The sequence below is a fragment of the Undibacterium sp. GW821-FHT11B02 genome (genome assembly GCF_058808955.1).
In genome coordinates this window covers 368,072-387,518 of sequence record NZ_JBXASD010000003.1, presented here as the reverse complement: position 1 = coordinate 387,518, position 19,447 = coordinate 368,072, and the positions used below count along the sequence as shown (strand labels likewise).

Sequence of the window (19,447 nt, the reverse complement as noted above, 5' to 3'; positions counted from 1 at the left end):
TGATGATGGATGGGTTTGCTATGTGATATGTCAGGCTTACACCAGGGTCAATGTGACATCGATGTTGTTGCGCGTTGCATTGGAATACGGGCAGACGATATGGGCGCGGGCGATCAGGTCTTCGGCCACGGTTTTGTCCATGCCGGGCAGGCTGATCTTGAGTTCAACTTCTATCCCGAAGCCCTGTGGTATCGCACCGATGCCGACACTGCCATTGACTTCAACATCTGCCGGGATGACGATCTTGTCACGCTGGCCGACAAATTTCATCGCACCTAAAAAGCAGGCGGAATAGCCGGCGGCAAACAATTGCTCGGGATTGGTCGCCTCACCCCCAGCACCGCCTAATTCTTTTGGCGTAGACAGCTTGATATCCAGAACGCCGTCTGATGAAACGGCGCGACCATCACGGCCACCGGTGGCTTTGGCATAGGCACGATAGAGAACTTGAGCGATAGACATATAACTTCCTTTCAGGTTGTGCAGCCGGTATGGCTGCGGAAAATAAAACACAATAGGTTTATGACGATGTTGCACTTGCTGTTACTTTTGTTGCCGGGCTTGCTTTGGCGTTTGCTTCTGCGGTTACCACCTGTTCAGGCAGTAAATTAAATAGCCTTCAAATAAATAGTGCACTATATAAATAAGATGAAGCAGATAGAAATGACTGATGTTGTACTTGTCTGTCGTTACAGCCACTATTTTGCAGGCTCCTTTAATTATTGCTTGCTATTAAATAGCGAGATATTTAATAGTTATTTCAGAAAAATTGTCCTAGCTGTGTTTCACACTTATGCTGCTACAAGGTGCGATTAGTGAAACGTAATCGCACGCATGTCGTGCCTGAAAATCACGAAGATATTTCAAATCAGCTGTTAAAGATTGCAAGCCGTGACTCACATTCGTACGACTCGTACGATTACGCTCCGCTAATCGTATCTACAGCATCTATATCTGCTACCCGTCATGCATTCTTCAATATCGCTTTCCGCAGGGCCAGGATTTCTTCTTTCAAGCCTTTAATCTGGTCTGACGAACATTCCGTTGCACACATCACCGACACCGGCAGGGCAGATGCCGTCTTGCGCATGTCATTGCCAGCTTTGGTCAGCGAAATGATGACCTGTCTTTCATCACTGGCAGCCCGGACCCTGGTAATCAGTTCCTGTGCTTCCATGCGTTTCAGCAAAGGTGTCAGGGTGGCTGAATCGAGTATCAGGCGGGCACCAATGTCGTTCACGGTTTGTTCATCCTGCTCCCACAACACCATCAGCACCAGGTACTGCGAATAGGTGATACCCATGCCTTTCAACAGCTTGCGATACAGTTTGTTCATTGCCAGTGAGGTTGAATACAAGGCAAAGCACAACTGATCACCGAGCTGCGGTACTGGCAGGGATTTGGTGTTGGTCGTTTTCATGCTTCACATAATATATAGTGCACTATCTAATAGCAAGTTATTTTTAAAAATATTTTTAAATGACAAAATCCAAACTATCAGGCTTTCCAGCCATGCCAGCAAGGCAATTTTCGTCCATCCTGCAAATGTTAAATCGCACTGTAATTCGTCAAGAATTGATAAATCAAGTATTTCCTATGGGGAATTGTGGCTTTAGTGGGATAGTATGAATTGCCTAAAAAATGCAAAGTAGATTTTTTGTTTTACGTCAAACCCGTCGTCTCACATATTCCTGGACTATGAATAGAACGACTAAGTTTGTACTCAAATAAATAAATGCCGCAAGCGTATCCGCGAAGCGTCATGACCTGCTCTGCCTAAAGGAGGCAAAATGAAAACCACATTAAAAGCAAGATTGCTGGCAATTATCGGTTTGATGATCACCCTGATTATTTGTGTCGGCATCATTGGCTTGTATGGAATGAATTCCTCCAACAACAGCCTGAAGACGGTCTATGAAGATCGTACTGTCGCACTAGAGCAAGTATCAGATATAGACCGCCAGTTATTGAACAACCGTTTCCTGATGTTACTGGCAATCGTCAATGCCACTCCAGAGAGCATGAAAAAAAATGCGGACGATATGGTCGCTGATAATGCTGTGATCGACAAAATCTGGGCCGAATACATTGCCACCTATCTGACACCGGAAGAAAAAATCCTGGCTGACCAATTTGTCAAGAACCGTGTTGCTTACGACAAAAATTTTATTGAACCTGTCATCAAAGCCCTGCGTGACGGTAATGCCGACCAAGCGAAAGAACTGGCTCTGGTAGCAGATAAAAACAAAGGTGAAATCGACAAGTCAATTTCTGCCTTGCGCAAATTGCAGGTAGATGTCGCCAAGTCTGAATATGAAGGTGCCAGTGTCAGCTATGCTGTCGTCAGAAATGCTGTGATCTTGTCTATCTTGCTGGGTGCAGGCATTGCCTTGACCACAGGCATGCTGGTGATTCGTAATATTTATCGTCAACTGGGTGGTGAGCCAGCCTATGCCGCTGATGTGGTGCGTCAGATTGCCGCAGGTAATCTGGCATTGGAAGTGAGGCTCAATGCCAACGATGACAGCAGCTTGTTGTCCGCCATGAATGGCATGAAGGATACGCTGGCGCATACCGTATCTAACATACGAGAATCTACTGATGCCATTGCTACGGCATCGGGCCAGATTGCAGCGGGTAACCTGGACTTGTCTTCGCGTACCGAGCAGCAAGCAAGTTCGCTGGAAGAGACGGCATCGTCGATGGAAGAATTGACTTCCACCGTCCAGCATAACGGTGACAATGCACGCCAGGCCAGTCAACTGGCTGTGACAGCATCTGCTGTGGCGGTGCAGGGCGGGCAAGTGGTGACGCAAGTGGTGCAGACGATGGCACAAATTCATGAATCGTCGAAAAAGATAGTTGATATCATCAGCGTGATTGATGGCATCGCTTTCCAGACCAATATCCTGGCATTGAATGCTGCGGTTGAGGCAGCCCGTGCCGGTGAACAGGGACGTGGTTTTGCGGTTGTGGCATCCGAAGTACGTAACCTGGCACAAAGAGCAGGCAGTGCTGCTAATGAAATCAAGACCCTGATCAATGACACGGTAGAAAAAGTGGGTAACGGCAGTATCCTGGTCAACCAGGCCGGTAGCACCATGGGTGAAGTTGTCTCCAGTATCAAGCGTGTGACTGACCTGATGGCAGAAATTACTGCCGCTGGCACAGAGCAGGTAAGTGGTATCCAGCAAATCAATCAGGCTGTGTCTGAAATGGATAATGTGACACAACAAAATGCGGCACTGGTGGAAGAAGCGGCTGCCGCTGCCAGTTCAATGGAAGAGCAGGCCAAGCACCTGGTGGAACTGGTGAGTGTCTTCAAACTAGGCGAACAACATAGCGCGCCAGTTGTAGCGATCAAAGCGGTTGCAGCCAAACGGGCAGGGCGTAATGATCATACGCTGCGCCTTGGCACGCACAACGGCAGGCTTGCGAGCTGATTAATCTGGCTGCGCTGATTACGCTAATTATGCTGGCTATGGCGTCCTGACCGTCACCGCATCTGGTCCCAGATAGGTGCGTGACGGTTTGTCATTACCATTGCCATGGTCCAGCACGATCTTGTCCAGCACAACACTGGGGCGTATGCCATATACATGCAGTTGATGCTTGCCTGCCGCCAGCTTGCCCACAGGTGCACTGACGATGCGGGTGGCATTCAATACCCCTTGTGCCCAATCTGCACTTCCATCTTTGACATCCAGTTGCACCAACTGCGGCGCGCCGTCATCGATGGCGATGGCCAGTTCCAGCACCGTGCCGCTCAAGGCATGGGTGGGGATGAGGTAGGCGGAAAACTGGTAGCTGTCTGCTCTATTTGCACTATCAGTCTTATTCAGCGTAAATTCATAATCCAGGCGCGGTGCCGTGCTTGCTGCCTGCGCCAAAGGTATGGCATCGGCAGTGGTGGGGAATAAGGCCATCGATCCGATACCAGTGCGGCCCAGGCCGGGTATCAGTTCCCAGCGCATGGCAGCACCGGCACGCTGATATTGGAATTGTTCAGCCTCAATGGCAATAGCAGCCGATGTCGGAGGTGTTGTTGACACGATTGCGGCTGCAACCGCATCGGTGGCAGGCGGCTGCCATTTGGCAATTCGCATGGATTTCCACTGATCATCCGCCGGTTCTGCCGCCATGATGCCGCGCCATTTACCGCCTGCCAGTTGGCCGTTCCAGTGGGCGTTGATGGCTTGCAATTGCTGGTCGGCGCTGATGGCGGCAGTGCGGTTACCGCGTTCGGTTTCGAAATAACGCTGATTTGCCAGGGCCGATGCCTGTACGGGGTAGGTCACCAGTTCAAAGTAGGCATCTTGCTGATCTGGCCGCAACTGCTGACGCACTTTGTCGCTACGGCTTTGCAATTGGGCGAATGCGGCCAGTCTTTGGCTGATTTCAGCAGGGCTTAGCGCACTGGGGCGCGGGGTTTCTTTGGGTAGCCACCATTGCAGGTGTTCTGGCTTGCGCTGGTAATTCAACTGGTAATACTCGGCCATGATGGCGGCAATCTCTGCTGACTGCGCTGCACCAAATTCACGCCTGGCCCATTGTTGCAAGTAGCTGGGCAGTTGCGCCAGTGGCCAGCGCTGCATGTCCCAGGCCATCTGCAAAAAGAATTCCGTGCCTATCTCTGCCGGTTTCAGGTCACCGACATTGGCTATCCATATGTTGCGGGCACCGGCATCATAAGACTTGCTCATTTCTTCCCAGATCAGGGCAGGGGGTGTGGTACCCAGCCACAGGTAAGACAAGGGTGCACCCAGGTAAGACAGGTGGTAATACACGCCAAAACCACCGGCACGCTTGCTTTCTTCTGCGGTGGCAAAGCTGCGCACATAACCAAAATTGTCGTCCGGCCAGATGATGGTGACATCATCCGGCACCTGCAAGCCCTGGCGGTACAGGGGCAGCACTTCTTTATACGCACAAAATACCTGTGGCACTTGCGTGATGTCGGTGTTCACGTATTTGTTCAGCAAACGGCGCTGGTCGCTGAAGATGGTTTCCAGCACCTGCCTGCGTTCTGCATCGGTCTTTGGCCCCTGCATTTTTGAATCATGAATGCCGCGCATACCCAGGGTATAAATGTTTTCATAGCCGCCATTGCTACGCAGGCGTTCTTCCCAATAGGCACGCACGCCGTCGGCATTGCTGACGTAGTTATAGCTTTCTGGTGCGGCCTTCCATTCGCCCACATTATTGCGCAGCATGGGTTCAGCATGTGATGAACCCATGACGATGCTGTAATCATTGGCCAGCGCCGCATTGTCGGCAAATTGGTTAAATGGCGGGCTGACTGCATGCATGGCGGGCCACAGGGTATTCGCCTTCAAGCGCAACAACAGTTCAAATACCTTCGCATAAGTCTTGGGGCCTATGCCCTTGTGTTCTGGCTCAAAGTTGTTTGCCGCCCATACATGCAGGCCCCAGTCTTCGTCATTGATGAAAATACCGCGATACTTGACCGAAGGCGGACCAAAGCGTCGTGTGCCTGCTGCCATGTACAAGGCCGCTTTTTTATCCGGCACCACGTCAGCCCACCAGTGCCAGGGCGACACACCGATGGCTTGCGACAATTCATAAATGCCAAAGGCCGTGCCACGCGCATCACTGCCCACGATGACGATCGCATTATCCACACCCGGCATGGGTGCGGTGACGCTGGCGATAATAAAACTTTCCCATGCACCATGCAGCTTGCCAATATCCAGTTTTCCTGCCGCTACCAGCTTGTCCAGCATAGGGGATTTACCCAGCGTGCCGACCAATATCAGCGAAGCGGGTTTGCTGGCAGGGGAGGTGGTAACCATTGCGGGCCGCCCGGTGACACTCCCCAGATCAACTGCCAGGTCACGCGCTGCCAGTTGCACGACTTTGGCATCGCCATCAGCAAGCACGATCTGGGTGGGTTTGCTGGCGTCAGAAATGGTGACTGAACCTGGTTGGGCGATAGTGCCTATCCAGGCATCAAGGGGATAGGTTTGTGCCTGTGCCAGCTCAGAACCACAGACCAGCAAAGGCAAGACCACAATTGTGGACAATGCGGTGGCAAATAAGTGACGCAATTTGGCTGCTGCATGCATGGAGGGTTGTCCTGTAGACGGTCATATCTAAAGCATTGTAGGAGAACAGTGCCAGGCGGGGCTGCAGGTAATCCCTTTATACCAAAAAAATCGAAAAAATGATTAGAACTCACAGGCATGTATCGTATCCATCTGCATCATCAGCGTGACGTGCGTATGACTTATGCAAAAATCCAACACCAGTGCTTGTCATAGAGTCGTAACCTCGTCTCGTTATTCTCCTTGGGCAACGCGTTCCTACCCAGTTTTAATTTGAGCTCCGTTTGAAAAAGTCATGTGCGATTGCATGACCATTTTTACCGCGTTCTCATAAAAAATAATTCTGCAGCTTGAGTAAATTCATTACGCGCCACGCAAACGCGAGGACGTGGTGTGAGTTTTTATATCAATCATGGTAGGCGCTGATTCTGGAAACAGAAAACCTTTGATTTCAATTTACGATTTCAACTTACGATTTCAACTTAAAATTAAGAGAAAGTTTATGTCACGCCATTTTCCATTAAAGCCAGCTTGCGTCCTGATTTTGCAGGCATTCGCGCTGATTGCAAATGCAGCAGAAAGCACTCCAGAAGTAGAAACAGTCACTGTTCTCGGTACTGGACAAAGTCGTCAAGTGCAAAATATCACACGTACCGATATGACAGAAGTCGCCCCAGGAACCAGTCCGCTGAAAACCCTGGACAAGTTGCCAGGTGTGAGTTTTCAGTCAGCCGACCCGTTTGGTGCTTATGAATGGTCAACCCGTTTCAGCATACGCGGTTTTAGTCAAAATCAACTTGGCTTCACACTGGACAATGTACCTTTAGGTGACATGAGCTATGGTAACAACAATGGCTTGCATATCAGCCGTGCCATCTCTTCAGAAAATATTGGCCGCGTAACCTTGTCGCAAGGTGCAGGCTCGCTGTCCACCGCATCGACCAGCAATCTGGGCGGTACAGTGCAGTTCTTTTCCAGCGACCCGACAGCCAATTTTGGTTTCACTGGTGAACAAACCATAGGCAGCGACAATACTTCCCGTACTTTTGCACGCATTGATTCTGGTGTCTTATCAACTGGCACCAAATTCTACATTAGTGCGACACGTCAGCGCACTGACAAGACCAAGGGTATTGGTGGCCAGGATCAGGATCAGTTCAACTCTAAACTGGTGCATGAATTTGGTGAAAATCGCATCAGCGCATTTTTCAACTATTCTGATCGTAAAGAAGTTGATTATCAGGACATGTCGCTGGATATGACACGTCGCCTGGGTTATAACTGGGATAATTATGCTCCCGACTGGCAGCGTGCAGTGAATGCCGCCAAGGGTGTCTTCACGGGTGGTGTCAATAATCTGGATGACGCCTATTATCTGGGTCGTGGTTTGCGCAAAGACAGCCTGGCTGGTGCAACTTTGCTGATGAAATTGAGTAACTCTGCAGATTTGAAAACCACGGTCTACCATCATAGCAATGAAGGCCAGGGTCATTGGTATACACCATACAATGCCAGCTCTGCTACCGTGCCAATCTCTATCCGTACAACAGAATACGCTATTTCGCGCGACGGCCTGATCAGTGACCTGAACTGGGATATTGGTCAGCATGAAGTCAATGCTGGCTTTTGGACAGAACGCAGCAACCATACGCTGACGCGTAACTTTTACGCTGTAACCGGGCCTGACGACACCAATTTCTTCTTGAGCAATCCGGCCAGCACAGTATTCAAGCAACAATTTTACACAGCGACGACACAAATGTATTTGCAAGATACAGTGTCCATGATGAATGGTGCCATGAAACTGAATTTCGGTTTCAAGACACCAAAAGTGACCATTGATGCAACCAGCCTGGTAGGTAGCCGCGCTGCTGGTTCGCTGACTGCCAAGAAAAGTATTTTGCCGCAGATTGGCCTGAACTATAGCCTTAGCAAAGAGGATGAGTTGTTCGCCTCTTTGTCGCAAAACATGCGTGCATACCAACCTGGTGTCAACGGCCCTTTTTCACAAAGTCAAGCCTCGTTCAATATTAGTGCCGCAACGATCAAACCTGAAACTTCGGTCACGCTGGATCTTGGTTACCGCTTCAAGCGCGGTGCCATACAAGGCTCTGTCGCGGTTTACCATGCTGACTTCGATGATCGCTTGCTCAACGTCGCCAGTTGCCCAGGTATTGTGGGTTGCCCAAGCACCTTCGCCAACGTAGGTAAGGTTGCCACCAATGGTCTGGAAGCTGTTGCTATCTGGAGCATCACACCTGAAGTGTCATGGTTCAATTCCTTCACTTACAACGATTCCAAATACAAATCGAATTACCTCGATGGTGGCGTTGTTGCCGTGGATGGCAAGCAAGTGGTCGATACACCAAAAGTCATGTTCAATACTGAACTTTCCTATGAAACTGAAAGCTGGTTTACCCGTGTTGGTGGCAAGTTCACTGACAAGCGCTATTACACTTATCTGAATGACGCGCAAGTGCCATCGTACTGGATAGGTAATTTGTCCATGGGGTATAAACAGAAGTCTTTAGGTGCACTGAAAGACGTAAAAATTCAGCTCAACGTGACAAATCTGTTAAACAAACAGTATTACAGCACCATAGGTTCAAATGGCTTTACCGCCTCTGACCCTACTGGTACTTTCGCGACTTTGCTGACTGGCGCGCCACGTCAAATGTTCTTGAGTTTCAGCGGCAAGCTGTAAGACTCAACGATAAAAAAACAGCCGGGGTAAAGCCCGGCTGTTTCCGTATCAAACAACATTAGGACTTACGAAAATTGCCCCAGCTGCGTTGCAGCTCCTTGCTGGGGCAATTTTCGTAAGTCTTGAACATCAATACCTGAATAGTTTTTTACACTGATGAACACCAACAAATACCTCCCCATAATCAGCCTGTTACTGTGTCTGCCGTGCAAGATCGTACACGCACAAGTTGCCACTACCACTCCTATTGAACACGTGATTGTCGTGGTTGGAGAAAACCGTACTTTTGATAATTTGTTTGGTGTCTATCAGCCAAAAAAAGGTCAGACTATCGCCAATCTTTTGTCCAAAGGTATCGTCAAAAAAGATGGTAGCCCAGGCCCCAATTTTTCTGCCGCCAAACAAAGCCTGGCGAATAATTTTGGTGCCTATACGCCGACACCTGAAGTTAAAGGTATTTACAATCACCTGCCGCAACCATACGCGGCGGGTGCGTTTGGGCAACGCCGCGATATTCCTGACAATCGCTTCCCTGTCGATTTGGCAAATGGACCATTTCAAATCACCAGTCATGTCAGCTATGGCGCACACACAGGTGACCCTATCCACCGCTTTTTCCAGATGTGGCAGCAAGTCAATGGCGGCCAGCAAGACTTATTTGTCTGGACTGCTGAAATGACGGGACCAGGCCCTAGCAACCAACCCGCCCCATTGGCAGCTGGCCGCACCTATCAGGGTGCGATTTCCATGGGTTTTTATAATATGCTGGCTGGTGACGCGGCTATTTTCAAGCAACTCGCTGATCACTTTGCCATTGCGGATAATTACCATCAGCCCATTATGGGCGGTACCACAGTCAATTATTTTGCCCTGGCGACGGGTGATGTGGCGCATTACAACGAAAACGGCAAGCCGGTGATGCCACCCGCCAAGCAGATCGAAAACCCCGATTCGCAACCAAATACAAATAACTGGTACACAGAAGATGGCTACCGTGGCGGCACCTATGTGAAATGTGCAGACAATTCCCAACCTGGTGTTGCAGGCATCAAACAATTTATACAAAGCTTGCCCTACAAAAGCTTCAACGATGGCAATTGCGCGCCGGACACGTATTACATGGTCAACAATATGGACCCTGGTTATTCTGCCAATGGCACGCCGCTGCCCTTGGGTGAAGATAAATTCATCATGCCTCCGCAGACCATGCCGCATATCGGCGATGCCATGACAGCCGGTGGTGTACCCTGGAAATGGTATAGCGGTGGCCGCAATGACGGCAAAAACGTCGATAAAGAATATTGTGGCATGTGTGATACGCCTACCTTCTTCACCTCTACCATGACAGGGCCGGATAAAGCGAAGCTGCAAGATTTAGGTCAGTTTTATCTTGACGTAAAAGATGCCAAAAGCTTCCCTGCAGTCGCCTTCATCGCGCCTTATGACAGTATTTCCGGCCACCCTGGTTACGCGATAGAACCCAGTTTTGATGAACTGGTCAGCGACATCGTGACACGTGTACGCAACAATCCAGACCTTTGGAAGAATACGGCCATTTTGGTCACTTTTGACGAAGGCGGTGGTTACTATGATTCTGGTTACATCCAGTTCATAGATTTTTTTGGTGATGGTACCCGCATTCCATTATTAGCGATTTCGCCGTATGCAAAGACTGGCTATGTCGATCACACTTATTACGACCATGTCTCTATCCTGAAGTTTATAGAGCGCAACTGGAACTTGCCTCCCTTGTCCAAGCGCAGTCGTGACAATTTGCCAAACCCTGTGTCCGACAAAGCCAACCCTTACATACCTTTAAATCGTCCTGCACTGGGCGACTTGATGGATATGTTCGATTTTGGAAAAAAAGCACCGGGAGCCTTGAAAAAATAAAGATATCCTTGGTTTTACGTAAGTCATCGTACAGTCACATTCTTATGAAAGACTGCGCCTTCATTTGAGCAATGGATAAATAATATGCGACATTTTCCACGTCTTGTTACCGTTCTGTCCGGAGCATTATTGCTATACGCAGGGGCAGCCGCTGCAACTGAAAAGCTGCGCCTGTTGACCTGGGCAGATTACGCACCCAAGGATGTCGTCGCCCAATTTACCAAAGAAACAGGTATTGTCGTTGAAGTCACCCTGTCCAACAATGAAGAAATGATTTCAAAATTGCGTGCGACCGGTGGGGCCGGTTTTGATCTGGCACAGCCCAGTCAGGACAGAATCACAGGGCCGGCCAAAGAATTTGGTATCTACAAGCCATTGGACTATAGCAAAATCCAGACTGCCAACTTCAAGCCAGAAATGTTGGAAGCCACACGCAAAGTCACGAGTATCAATGGCAAGCCGTATGGTGTAGCCTATTTTTGGGGAACCGATGGCCTGGTGGTCGGCAGCACCAAGTTGCAGATACTTGATTACACAGATTTATGTAAACCTGAGTTACCAGCAAAAGTGTCTGTTCGCCTCAAGCGGCCAACACTGATAGGCATGGCCTTCGCTTTGGGTAAAGACCCGTTTAAAGCTTACGACAATCCCGGTCAGTACGAACAAATCATGCAAGAGGCCGGTAATAAACTGATCGCCTGCAAAAATAACCTGAAGTATTTTTGGGAAGGAAAAGATCAGCTATTGAACGACTTGCGCAATGGCGATTTGGTTGCCGCCCAGATGTGGGATAGCGGCGGTTGGAAACTCAATGCAGAAAACCCCAGCATCAAATTCATCGCCCCCAGATCGGGTGCGCTTGGATGGATAGACAGCTTTGCCATTCCGTCCAAGGGAAAGAATGATGCCGCTGCCTACGCCTGGATCAACTTTGTTGCACGCCCGGAAATTGCAGCGAAGCTGGCAAAATCCGCAGGCAATTTTACTGCCATCAAAGGTGCGGAAGAATTCATGGATGCAAAGATGAAGGCACAATTGAATGAATCCTTCCCGCCAGTCGCCATGAAAAATATTAAATGGTATCCAGCCATACCACCAGGTTTGGAAGAAATCGAAGGCAAGATACTGGATCGTATCAAAGCCTCTCACTGATTTAATCAGCAAATCAGGAAATCACCAGCGGAGTCGCATGCAATACGATCTCGAAGTCAAAGCTGTTTCCAAACGTTACGTCTTGCATGGTCAAACCCACACGGCGGTTGAGCAACTCAGCCTGAATGTCCCCAAGGGCGCATTTTTTTCCATACTTGGCCCGTCTGGTTGTGGCAAAACCACGTTGCTGCGCATGATCGCAGGTTTTGTTGAACCCGACGAGGGGGAGATCTGGATAGGTGGCGAGAACATGAAACAGGTAGCACCCAATCGCCGTCCGGCCAATATGGTGTTTCAGCACCTGGCATTGTTCCCGATGATGAACGTCGGTGAAAATGTGGCCTATGGTCTGGCCAGGCGCGGCATGGCAAAAGCGGAAATTCAACGTAAGGTGGGCGAGATGCTGGAACGTGTTGGTCTGCCTGGCATTGCAGCCAAACAAGTGCATCAGCTATCTGGTGGCCAAAAGCAAAGGGTGGCCATTGCCCGCTCACTGGTATTGGAACCTACCTTATTGCTGCTCGACGAACCTCTTGGTGCACTCGACCTGAAGTTGCGTGAGCACATGAAGCTGGAGCTGAAGCAATTACAAGCGCAGATAGGCACAACCTTTGTGTATATCACACACGACCAGTCAGAAGCACTGGTGATGTCCGATACGATGGCAGTCATGAACCGTGGTCGCTTCGAGCAATGTGGCACACCACAGGATTTATATTACAGGCCGAAAACAACTTTCGTCGCTGACTTCGTTGGACAAAATAATCGCCTGCAAGGGGTGTGCCAAATCGATGCCAGCGGTCGCAAGCTGGCTGTTCTTGACAATGGATTCAGCCTGAGCTTGCCACCAGCATTGTCGTTCAACGCAGGCGACAATCTGGATATGTTTATCCGTCCAGAATCGATAATCTGGTCAACTCAAGCACTCATGCGTGATGAGCAAGAGAATCAGTTCCTTGCCTGCGTTGAAGATATGGTGTTTGACGGAGCAAACTCAACCGCGTTATTAAAATTAGACGGCAGCCAAATCCTGATACGTGCAAGCTTACGGCCAGAGATAATGGTTCAGGACTTACGCAAGGGTAAGCAAGTCAGTGTCAGCTTGCCTACCCAGCATTTGCAGGTATTTGCGCGCCAGCCATGACTAAGCAACAGCAAAACAAGATACTGCTTGGTCTGCTGCTGACACCTGCGCTGCTATGGTTAGGTTTGCTGATTGTGCTGCCGCATCTGGATATGTTGCTGCTGTCTTTTAGCAAGCGCGTTGCTACCGGTGAGTACAAGCCTTCTATCGCACAATATGCGACATTCTTTGAAGAACCGCTGTATTGGCATACCTTTATGCGAACGGCCAGCATGTCGGCACTGGCTACCGCGATAACCTTGGTATTGGCGTTCCCAGTCAGTTGGTATATCGCCAAAATCGCGCGTGCCCGTAGCAAAGCCATCACCCTGGCTGCGATATTGTTGCCGTTCTGGTCGGGTGAGATGGTGAGGACGCTGGGTTGGGTTATTCTGCTCAGAAGTCATGGTGTTATCCCACAATTTCTGTTCAGCATCGGCCTGATATCCGAGCCCGTCGAATTACTCTACAACGATGCCAGCATTATGCTGGGCCTGGTGTATGCATCATTATTGTTTATGGTCATTCCACTGACCAATGCGCTGGAAACTTTAGATGATAGCTTGATCGAAGCAGCCTATGATCTGGGTGGCAAGCCAGCAAATATTCTGCTTCATATCGTTTTACCGCATGCAGCCCCCGGCGTTGCCGCCGGAGCCATCATGGTTTTTATGCTGAGTCTGGGAAATTATCTGACTCCGGTACTCTTGGGTGGAAAAAATTCAATGTGGTTTACCGAACAGATTTACACGCAATTTATTACCCGCTTCAATTGGGAGCAGGGTGCCGCCTTTGCCTTCCTGTTACTGTTGCTGTCCAGTCTGATGGTCTGGGCGGGCCTGAAACTGAGCGGCCAAAGTTTTGCCAACACCATGAGACGCGTATAAAGTCAGCCTATGATAGCGAGTATCCCTTCATCAAGATCGAGTCAGTTCATACGTAAGGCTTATTTGCTGCTGTTCTTTCTGTTCCTGTTTTTACCACTGAGCATGGTGGTCGTGTTTGCATTCAATGATGCGCCATATCCGATGCCACCGTGGAAGGGTGTTACCCTGGACTGGCTGTTTGCCAACGGTGAACATGGGCGCACAGGTCTGTGGTTCGATACGGAATTACGCGACAGCTTGTGGAATAGCCTCATCATTGCCAGCACAGTCAGCACTTTTGCCGTCCTGGCAGGTACGGCTAACGCCTTCTTGCTGGAACGCTGTGACTTTCGCGGCAAGGGCATGTTATCTTCATTGATGCTGGTCCCGCTGGTCATTCCGGGTGTCATTCTTGGCATTTCCATACTTGCCTTCATGAGCCGCATAGCCCAGTTTGCTGATAATAATTTCGGCATGGAACTGGAGTTTTTACGACCTGGCCTGCCCCTGGTCATCTTTGGTCAATTTGCGTATATAGTGAGCATCACGACTTTGACAATTTCTGCCAGGTTAAAGCGGTTTGATGTCAGCCTGGAAGAAGCCGCACAAAATCTCGGCGCCAGCCGCAGCGCCATCTTCATGACCATTACCCTGCCTTATTTGCGACCAGCTTTGCTGGGTGCTGCGGCAATTGCCTTTTTACTTTCCTTCGAAAATTTCAATACAACGTATATGCTAACCGGCAGCGATGCACCGCTGACCATCTTGATGTATGGCCGCATGAAAGAAGGGGCAACACCTGTTATCAATGCAATCAGCCTGGCGCTGATGGTATTGTCTTTGCTGTTTGTCAGCGTTAGCCTGTTGCGGAAACCTGAGCAAGATTAATTGTAAAAACTGTCGGGTTCAATTGAAACTGGAACTCATCCCTATTGATGAAATGAGTTCCAGGGACTTCTTGATATCAGGTCAATAGTGAGCAAAGTTATCGTGTCAGCCTATACAAATAAATCGCTGTCCTGATGGTTGCGCGCTGTATGGAACTGATGTCCAGGTCTTCGTCTGGTGAATGGGCACCGTTGCCGGTGGCACCCAGGCCGTCCAGGCTATCGACGAATGGGGCGACGAACTGGATGTCACCTGCGCCGCGCGAGCCGGGTGGGAAGGGGCCTATGGCACCCAGCCCTGCATCTTTGCTGGCTTTGGAATAAATTTCCAGCAAGGCCATGTTGCCTATGGTTGGTGACATGGGTGGGTAGTTTTCATAGAAGCTGATGCTGGCGGTGGTGCCGGGCAGATTCTTGGCGACGATTTCGCGCATGCGTTCTGCGGCACGCTTGCCTTGTTCTGCGGTGAGATAGCGCAGGTCGCCATGTACCTGTGCACTTGGGGCGATGACATTGGTTTTGCCGAAGGCCGTGCCTTTGCTGCCCTGGTTGTCATAGCTGATTTCTGTACCGCCTACGATATTGCCTGGGTTGAAGGTAAGGTCGGGTTCGATCAATTGTTCACGGAAGCTGTTGAGGATGCGTGCAGCTTCATAGATCGCGCCATAGCCGCTGGTCTTGCCAAATACCCCGGCAGAATGGCCTTGTTTGGCTTTCACATCCAGCACAAAACCGCCAGACGCGCGGCGGCCTATGGTGCCGGTGGCATTGCCCTGGCTATCAAGGGACGTGCCTTCAAAGGCCAGTGCCAGGTCGCTGCGTTTGGCGGCATTGATCAAATCTGCACGTGAGGTGGAGATGGGGTGACCTGCGGCTTCTTCATCGCCACTAAAAATCACCTGGATGCGGGTATTGTCCAGCGCGCCGACGGCATGCAAGGCACGCAGGGCTTCGATGATGATGACATCGCCGCCTTTCATGTCATTGACGCCTTGCCCGCGTACCTTGTTGCCGCTTCTGTCCCACAATTGTACCGGGCTGTCTTTTTCAAATACGGTATCCAGATGGCCTATCAATAGTAGTCGCTTGCCCTGTGTGCCTTCGCGTTCTGCCAGCAAATGCCCGGCCCGGTTCATGGCAGCAGGCATGTCTGACCAGCTGGTTTTAAAACCCAGGCCATCCAGTTCGGCCCGGTACAGCTTGCCTACGGCGCGTACACCTTCATGGTTCAATGTGCCGCTATTGATGTTGACACTGCGTTCCAGCAATTGCAGGGCGGCGTCTGATCTGGCCTGCACGGCAGCGACGATTTTTTGCTCGGTTGGCGACAAATCATCTGCCTTTGCTGCGGTGTGCAGGCCCAGGGCGGCCAGCAGGGTCATGGTGAGGAGGGTTTGGCGGGGCAGGGACATGGATAGCCTTTTAGCTAGAGTTGTATATCTTGCTAATAATAAACGTATTTTTATGAACGTGAAGTATCGGCGTGTATGAAATTATTTCGTGTGCCTACATCTGCAGGCTATTGGGTTAAGGGTATCTCAACGATGATGTGCCACGCGCACCTTCTCAAAACACGTCACACCTATTTTACGGAAGGCGTTGCGCATGGCGCACCCTACGATTTTGCGACTGGCCAGGGCTGCTTGCTTATTCAAACTTCAGCTTGAAGCAGGCTGGATGATAATAATCAGCGCCTGCACCGATATTGGGCACCAGCCCCAATACGATGGCGAGCATGTTGCTCTTTAATTGCTGAATGGGTTGCGCTTCACTGTCTGACAGTGTTTCGTTGACGTGAAACACATATTCCGGGCCGTTCTTGCCAACGACCAGCTGGGTGCCAGTTTTAGCATCTGCGTTTTTTGTATACCCTAGTTCTTGCGCTGAACCGTCAAATTTCCATTCGCCGTCTTCCATGACAGGCATGCCCAGAAACAGCGCTTTGTTGTCGTCGCTGGCAGCGCCTATGTTATCGCTATGGATGGCTTTCGCCCGGAACGAAGCATGATGGGCTTGCATCAGCAGTGCCTGATCTTCAGAGGCAAGCAGCCTGAAGGCATTGACGGCATCAAATTGCATGACGATGTTGAATGGTGCTTTTTTCAGGGTGATCACGGCTTTGTCAGTCACTTTCTGTCGTTTTCCGTCTTGTTCTATCCATGCGGTCCACTTGTATTTACCCGTTTTTTCCAAAGCCAGATTGATCTTCCCTTGCAGCCAGTCATTGTAGGCAGTGTTTTTTGTCGTCGCAAAATACAGCAAGGACTTTGGGCTTGATTGATAAGACTCTGTCGCCATCCAGGGTTGTAAGGGGTCAGCACCTGCATTGAGCAATAGTTCAGTCGTTTTCCGGTCTGCAATTTTCGCTGCAGCCATGAGCGGGTTTAAATGACTTCTGTCGCCATTTGGATAGGCACCAAATTTCAATAATTGCTGAACAAATTGTTTGTTTTCGCCTGAAACAGCGAGGGTGAGAGGGCAATCCATAGCGCAGTGGCTGGGGTTTGCGCCATTTTTCAGCAAACTGGACAGCATATTGGCGTCATAGAGGGAAATTGCTCTCGTGAGCAATGTATCCCCTTTCGGAAGCCGTGTTTCCATATTGTCTTTGCGTAGTGTTTTGCTGGATAACGCAGTGTCAAGACTGGTGACATCGCTTATCTTATCGAGATCAAATTGGGTACGGATAGCTGGGTCATTTTTTAGTTCCTGCAAGCCAGGCAGCGCTGATGCAGCGTATTCTTTAAGCCAATCGCCAGGGGTGACGCCTTCTGGAAATGAAGAGCCAGAAATTTCATTCATGACGACAACTGCCCATTGATTATTCTTTGGGTCCCGTATGGGTTCACTGACGGCAAACTCGCCCAGGTCAAGAATGCTGGTTTTTAAAAAAAACGGCACGCTGGCGAGTGCTTGTTTGAATTGTTGGCGGTTGCTCTGAAAGTCTTTTTCACATTGCCATTTGTTTTTCGAGCACGCTTCTGCACTGTCACGATGTTCAAAATGGTACAAGTCATAATTGTAAGTACGCGCATTGAGATACGTCTTTGCCGTATTCCAAAGAAGCTGTTCGTCCTCTGGCGTCAGCTCGGCTTTTGTTTGTGCGACACTGCCTGTGCTGGCCGCTAGCGCGGTGATCAGGGAGACGATTAAGGCGGTGAAATGTCGGAACATGTGGGCGTTTGCCAAGTGTGAAAGCATGATGATAACCTAAAGACATGATTTTTCTGGCAATGGTGTCTGGCTTTCTTGCTTGCGCCTTATACCGTGGCAGATTTAGAAGACGACGCTTCATTTTCTCATCCCGGTCAGGCTCATGCCACTTATGGCGATCAGCACGCAGGCGATGCCGATCAACTGGTTGATGCTGACTGGCTCGCCCAGTACCGCCATGGCCAGCAGGACGGCAGATACCGGGGCCAGCGCGGTGAAGAGGGCTGCTTCGCTGCCGCTGACGCGGGCCGCACCGGCATACCACAACAGGAAGCCAGCGACGGTGGGTACCACGGCATAATACGCGGTGGCCAACACGGCATCGCTGCCTATGTGGGTGTTCCATGGCGCTTCAAACAATGCAGGGATGATGGCCAGACCCAAGCCTATGCCCGTCATGATGGTAGACAGGGCCAGTGGCGGGATGGCGGTTTTAAGACGTTTGTTAAGCAGGATAAACAAGCCTTCACACATGACGGCGCACAATATGAGGCCATTGCCGAGGATGGAGTGCTGGGCACCCGCATTGACTCCAGCATTGACTCCAACATTGACCCCGGCATTAGCACCAGCGTCAGTATGAAAAGCAATCGACAGTACACCTGCACCCGCCAAAACTACTGCCAGCAACAGAAAACGATGTGGCCTTTCACCCAATAGCACAATGGCGATAGCGGCAGAGACAATGGGCAAGGTACCGATGACGACACCGGCATCTGTTGCCGATGTCAGGTGCAGGCCGGTGATGAGCAGGGTGGTGTAACCCAGGCTACCGGCACCCGCCTGCAGCAGCAAGATGATCATGTCATGCTTGCCCATCCGCGGTAAGCGTGTGCCCGTGACCCGCATCATCAGCAAAAAACACGGGAAAGCAATCGCGAAACGCAAGGCCGTTGCGGTGAACACGGGTAAGCCCGAGGCAATCACCTTGCTGGCCACCACGGTACTGCCGACCAATATCATCGCCAGCGCCAAATACACATATCCCAACAGTTTGTCTGACATCATTTGCCTCACCAAGAATGGAAAGGCATCAGCTTGGCAGTCTTTGGCCTGTGGGTCTTGAATAAAATTGCAACTGAGGTGTTCAGGTCTTGGCTTTTTTCGCCGGTTTTTTCTTGGTAGCGCTGTTAAGGGCAACTGCCTCGCGGATCAGCGCCTTGAAAGCAGCTTCGTCTATTTCTTCACCTGCATGGATGTCGATGGCGCGGCGCACGTTGCCATCCAGGCTGGAATTGAACAGGCGGGCCGGATCTGGCAACGATGCACCCTTGGCGAAGGTCAGCTTCACCACGCTCTTGTAGGATTCGCCAGTGCAGATGATGCCGTCGTGCGACCACACTGGCGTACCCATCCACTTCAATTCTTCGATAGCATCGGGGGCTGCATTCAGCACCAGCTTGCGCATTTTGCTAAGAGTCTCTCCGCGCCAATCACCTAAGCTGGCGAACTTTTCCGAGATAAGGTCTGATGCTGACTGAGTTTGAATCGTGTCCGTTTTTTTCATGTTGTCATCCTCGATGTGTCAAATAGGTCAACGCAGC

The 19,447-nt window shown here is 50.3% G+C and carries 14 protein-coding genes; 7 read left to right on the top strand and 7 right to left on the bottom strand.

Going from position 1 to position 19,447, the window contains the following annotated elements; all coding sequences use genetic code 11:
• Positions 1–36: 36 nt before the first annotated feature.
• Together AC1RVX_RS07895 and AC1RVX_RS07890 are read right to left on the bottom strand one after the other, a co-directional pair.
• On the bottom strand, positions 37–462 hold the full coding sequence (locus AC1RVX_RS07895) for an organic hydroperoxide resistance protein (protein ID WP_493216018.1): 426 nt from the start codon (positions 460–462) through the stop codon (positions 37–39).
• 502 nt (positions 463–964) lie between these two features.
• Positions 965–1,420: a MarR family winged helix-turn-helix transcriptional regulator gene (locus AC1RVX_RS07890; RefSeq protein ID WP_493216017.1), complete on the bottom strand. Its 456-nt coding sequence runs from the start codon at positions 1,418–1,420 to the stop codon at positions 965–967.
• A gap of 370 nt (positions 1,421–1,790) precedes the next feature.
• On the opposite strand from AC1RVX_RS07890, the gene AC1RVX_RS07885 reads away from it, so the two are divergent.
• Complete coding sequence (locus AC1RVX_RS07885) at positions 1,791–3,443, top strand: methyl-accepting chemotaxis protein (RefSeq protein WP_493216016.1); 1,653 nt, start codon at positions 1,791–1,793, stop codon at positions 3,441–3,443.
• A 36-nt stretch (positions 3,444–3,479) separates the two neighbouring features.
• Here the strand turns inward: AC1RVX_RS07885 and AC1RVX_RS07880 are convergent, their stop codons facing one another.
• A complete protein-coding gene (locus AC1RVX_RS07880; protein ID WP_493216015.1) occupies positions 3,480–6,086 on the bottom strand; it encodes a glycosyl hydrolase 115 family protein in 2,607 nt (868 codons plus the stop codon).
• Between the two features lie 481 nt (positions 6,087–6,567).
• On the opposite strand from AC1RVX_RS07880, the gene AC1RVX_RS07875 reads away from it, so the two are divergent.
• The 6 genes from AC1RVX_RS07875 (at position 6,568) to AC1RVX_RS07850 (ending at position 14,691) form a co-directional block, all read left to right on the top strand.
• On the top strand, positions 6,568–8,769 hold the full coding sequence (locus AC1RVX_RS07875) for a TonB-dependent receptor (protein ID WP_493216014.1): 2,202 nt from the start codon (positions 6,568–6,570) through the stop codon (positions 8,767–8,769).
• 156 nt (positions 8,770–8,925) lie between these two features.
• Positions 8,926–10,662, top strand: coding sequence for an alkaline phosphatase family protein (locus tag AC1RVX_RS07870; RefSeq protein ID WP_493216013.1), 1,737 nt, complete (start codon positions 8,926–8,928; stop codon positions 10,660–10,662).
• 84 nt (positions 10,663–10,746) lie between these two features.
• Complete coding sequence (locus AC1RVX_RS07865; protein ID WP_493216012.1) at positions 10,747–11,814, top strand: extracellular solute-binding protein; 1,068 nt, start codon at positions 10,747–10,749, stop codon at positions 11,812–11,814.
• 37 nt (positions 11,815–11,851) lie between these two features.
• The gene (locus AC1RVX_RS07860; protein ID WP_493216011.1) at positions 11,852–12,958 is read left to right on the top strand and encodes an ABC transporter ATP-binding protein; all 1,107 of its coding nucleotides are present in this window, start codon (positions 11,852–11,854) and stop codon (positions 12,956–12,958) included.
• Positions 12,955–13,824, top strand: coding sequence for an ABC transporter permease (locus AC1RVX_RS07855; RefSeq protein ID WP_493216010.1), 870 nt, complete (start codon positions 12,955–12,957; stop codon positions 13,822–13,824). The genes AC1RVX_RS07860 and AC1RVX_RS07855 overlap by 4 nt, the downstream gene beginning before the upstream one ends.
• A gap of 9 nt (positions 13,825–13,833) precedes the next feature.
• Positions 13,834–14,691: an ABC transporter permease gene (locus AC1RVX_RS07850; protein WP_493216009.1), complete on the top strand. Its 858-nt coding sequence runs from the start codon at positions 13,834–13,836 to the stop codon at positions 14,689–14,691.
• Positions 14,692–14,788: 97 nt separating this feature from the next.
• Here the strand turns inward: AC1RVX_RS07850 and AC1RVX_RS07845 are convergent, their stop codons facing one another.
• The 4 genes from AC1RVX_RS07845 to AC1RVX_RS07830 form a co-directional block, all read right to left on the bottom strand.
• Entirely contained in the window at positions 14,789–16,102 is a 1,314-nt protein-coding gene (locus AC1RVX_RS07845) for a M20/M25/M40 family metallo-hydrolase (protein WP_493216008.1), read from the bottom strand.
• Positions 16,103–16,337: 235 nt separating this feature from the next.
• Positions 16,338–17,891 (bottom strand): ankyrin repeat domain-containing protein, encoded by a 1,554-nt coding sequence (locus tag AC1RVX_RS07840; RefSeq protein WP_493216007.1) that lies wholly within the window; start codon positions 17,889–17,891, stop codon positions 16,338–16,340.
• 90 nt (positions 17,892–17,981) lie between these two features.
• On the bottom strand, positions 17,982–18,908 hold the full coding sequence (locus AC1RVX_RS07835; protein ID WP_493216235.1) for a DMT family transporter: 927 nt from the start codon (positions 18,906–18,908) through the stop codon (positions 17,982–17,984).
• An 82-nt stretch (positions 18,909–18,990) separates the two neighbouring features.
• The gene (locus AC1RVX_RS07830; protein ID WP_493216006.1) at positions 18,991–19,410 is read right to left on the bottom strand and encodes a DUF1801 domain-containing protein; all 420 of its coding nucleotides are present in this window, start codon (positions 19,408–19,410) and stop codon (positions 18,991–18,993) included.
• Positions 19,411–19,447: the final 37 nt, after the last annotated feature.

Excerpts from the sequence above, each read along its gene's own strand:
- AC1RVX_RS07880 (WP_493216015.1), bottom strand. The coding sequence starts at position 6,086 with ATGCATGCAGCAGCCAAATTGCGTCACTTATTTGCCACCGCATTGTCC.
- AC1RVX_RS07865 (WP_493216012.1), top strand. The coding sequence starts at position 10,747 with ATGCGACATTTTCCACGTCTTGTTACCGTTCTGTCCGGAGCATTATTG.
- AC1RVX_RS07845 (WP_493216008.1), bottom strand. The coding sequence starts at position 16,102 with ATGTCCCTGCCCCGCCAAACCCTCCTCACCATGACCCTGCTGGCCGCC.
- AC1RVX_RS07870 (WP_493216013.1), top strand. The coding sequence starts at position 8,926 with ATGAACACCAACAAATACCTCCCCATAATCAGCCTGTTACTGTGTCTG.
- AC1RVX_RS07850 (WP_493216009.1), top strand. The coding sequence starts at position 13,834 with ATGATAGCGAGTATCCCTTCATCAAGATCGAGTCAGTTCATACGTAAG.
- AC1RVX_RS07835 (WP_493216235.1), bottom strand. The coding sequence starts at position 18,908 with ATGTCAGACAAACTGTTGGGATATGTGTATTTGGCGCTGGCGATGATA.
- AC1RVX_RS07895 (WP_493216018.1), bottom strand. The coding sequence starts at position 462 with ATGTCTATCGCTCAAGTTCTCTATCGTGCCTATGCCAAAGCCACCGGT.
- AC1RVX_RS07890 (WP_493216017.1), bottom strand. The coding sequence starts at position 1,420 with ATGAAAACGACCAACACCAAATCCCTGCCAGTACCGCAGCTCGGTGAT.
- AC1RVX_RS07885 (WP_493216016.1), top strand. The coding sequence starts at position 1,791 with ATGAAAACCACATTAAAAGCAAGATTGCTGGCAATTATCGGTTTGATG.
- AC1RVX_RS07830 (WP_493216006.1), bottom strand. The coding sequence starts at position 19,410 with ATGAAAAAAACGGACACGATTCAAACTCAGTCAGCATCAGACCTTATC.
- AC1RVX_RS07860 (WP_493216011.1), top strand. The coding sequence starts at position 11,852 with ATGCAATACGATCTCGAAGTCAAAGCTGTTTCCAAACGTTACGTCTTG.
- AC1RVX_RS07840 (WP_493216007.1), bottom strand. The coding sequence starts at position 17,891 with ATGCTTTCACACTTGGCAAACGCCCACATGTTCCGACATTTCACCGCC.
- AC1RVX_RS07855 (WP_493216010.1), top strand. The coding sequence starts at position 12,955 with ATGACTAAGCAACAGCAAAACAAGATACTGCTTGGTCTGCTGCTGACA.
- AC1RVX_RS07875 (WP_493216014.1), top strand. The coding sequence starts at position 6,568 with ATGTCACGCCATTTTCCATTAAAGCCAGCTTGCGTCCTGATTTTGCAG.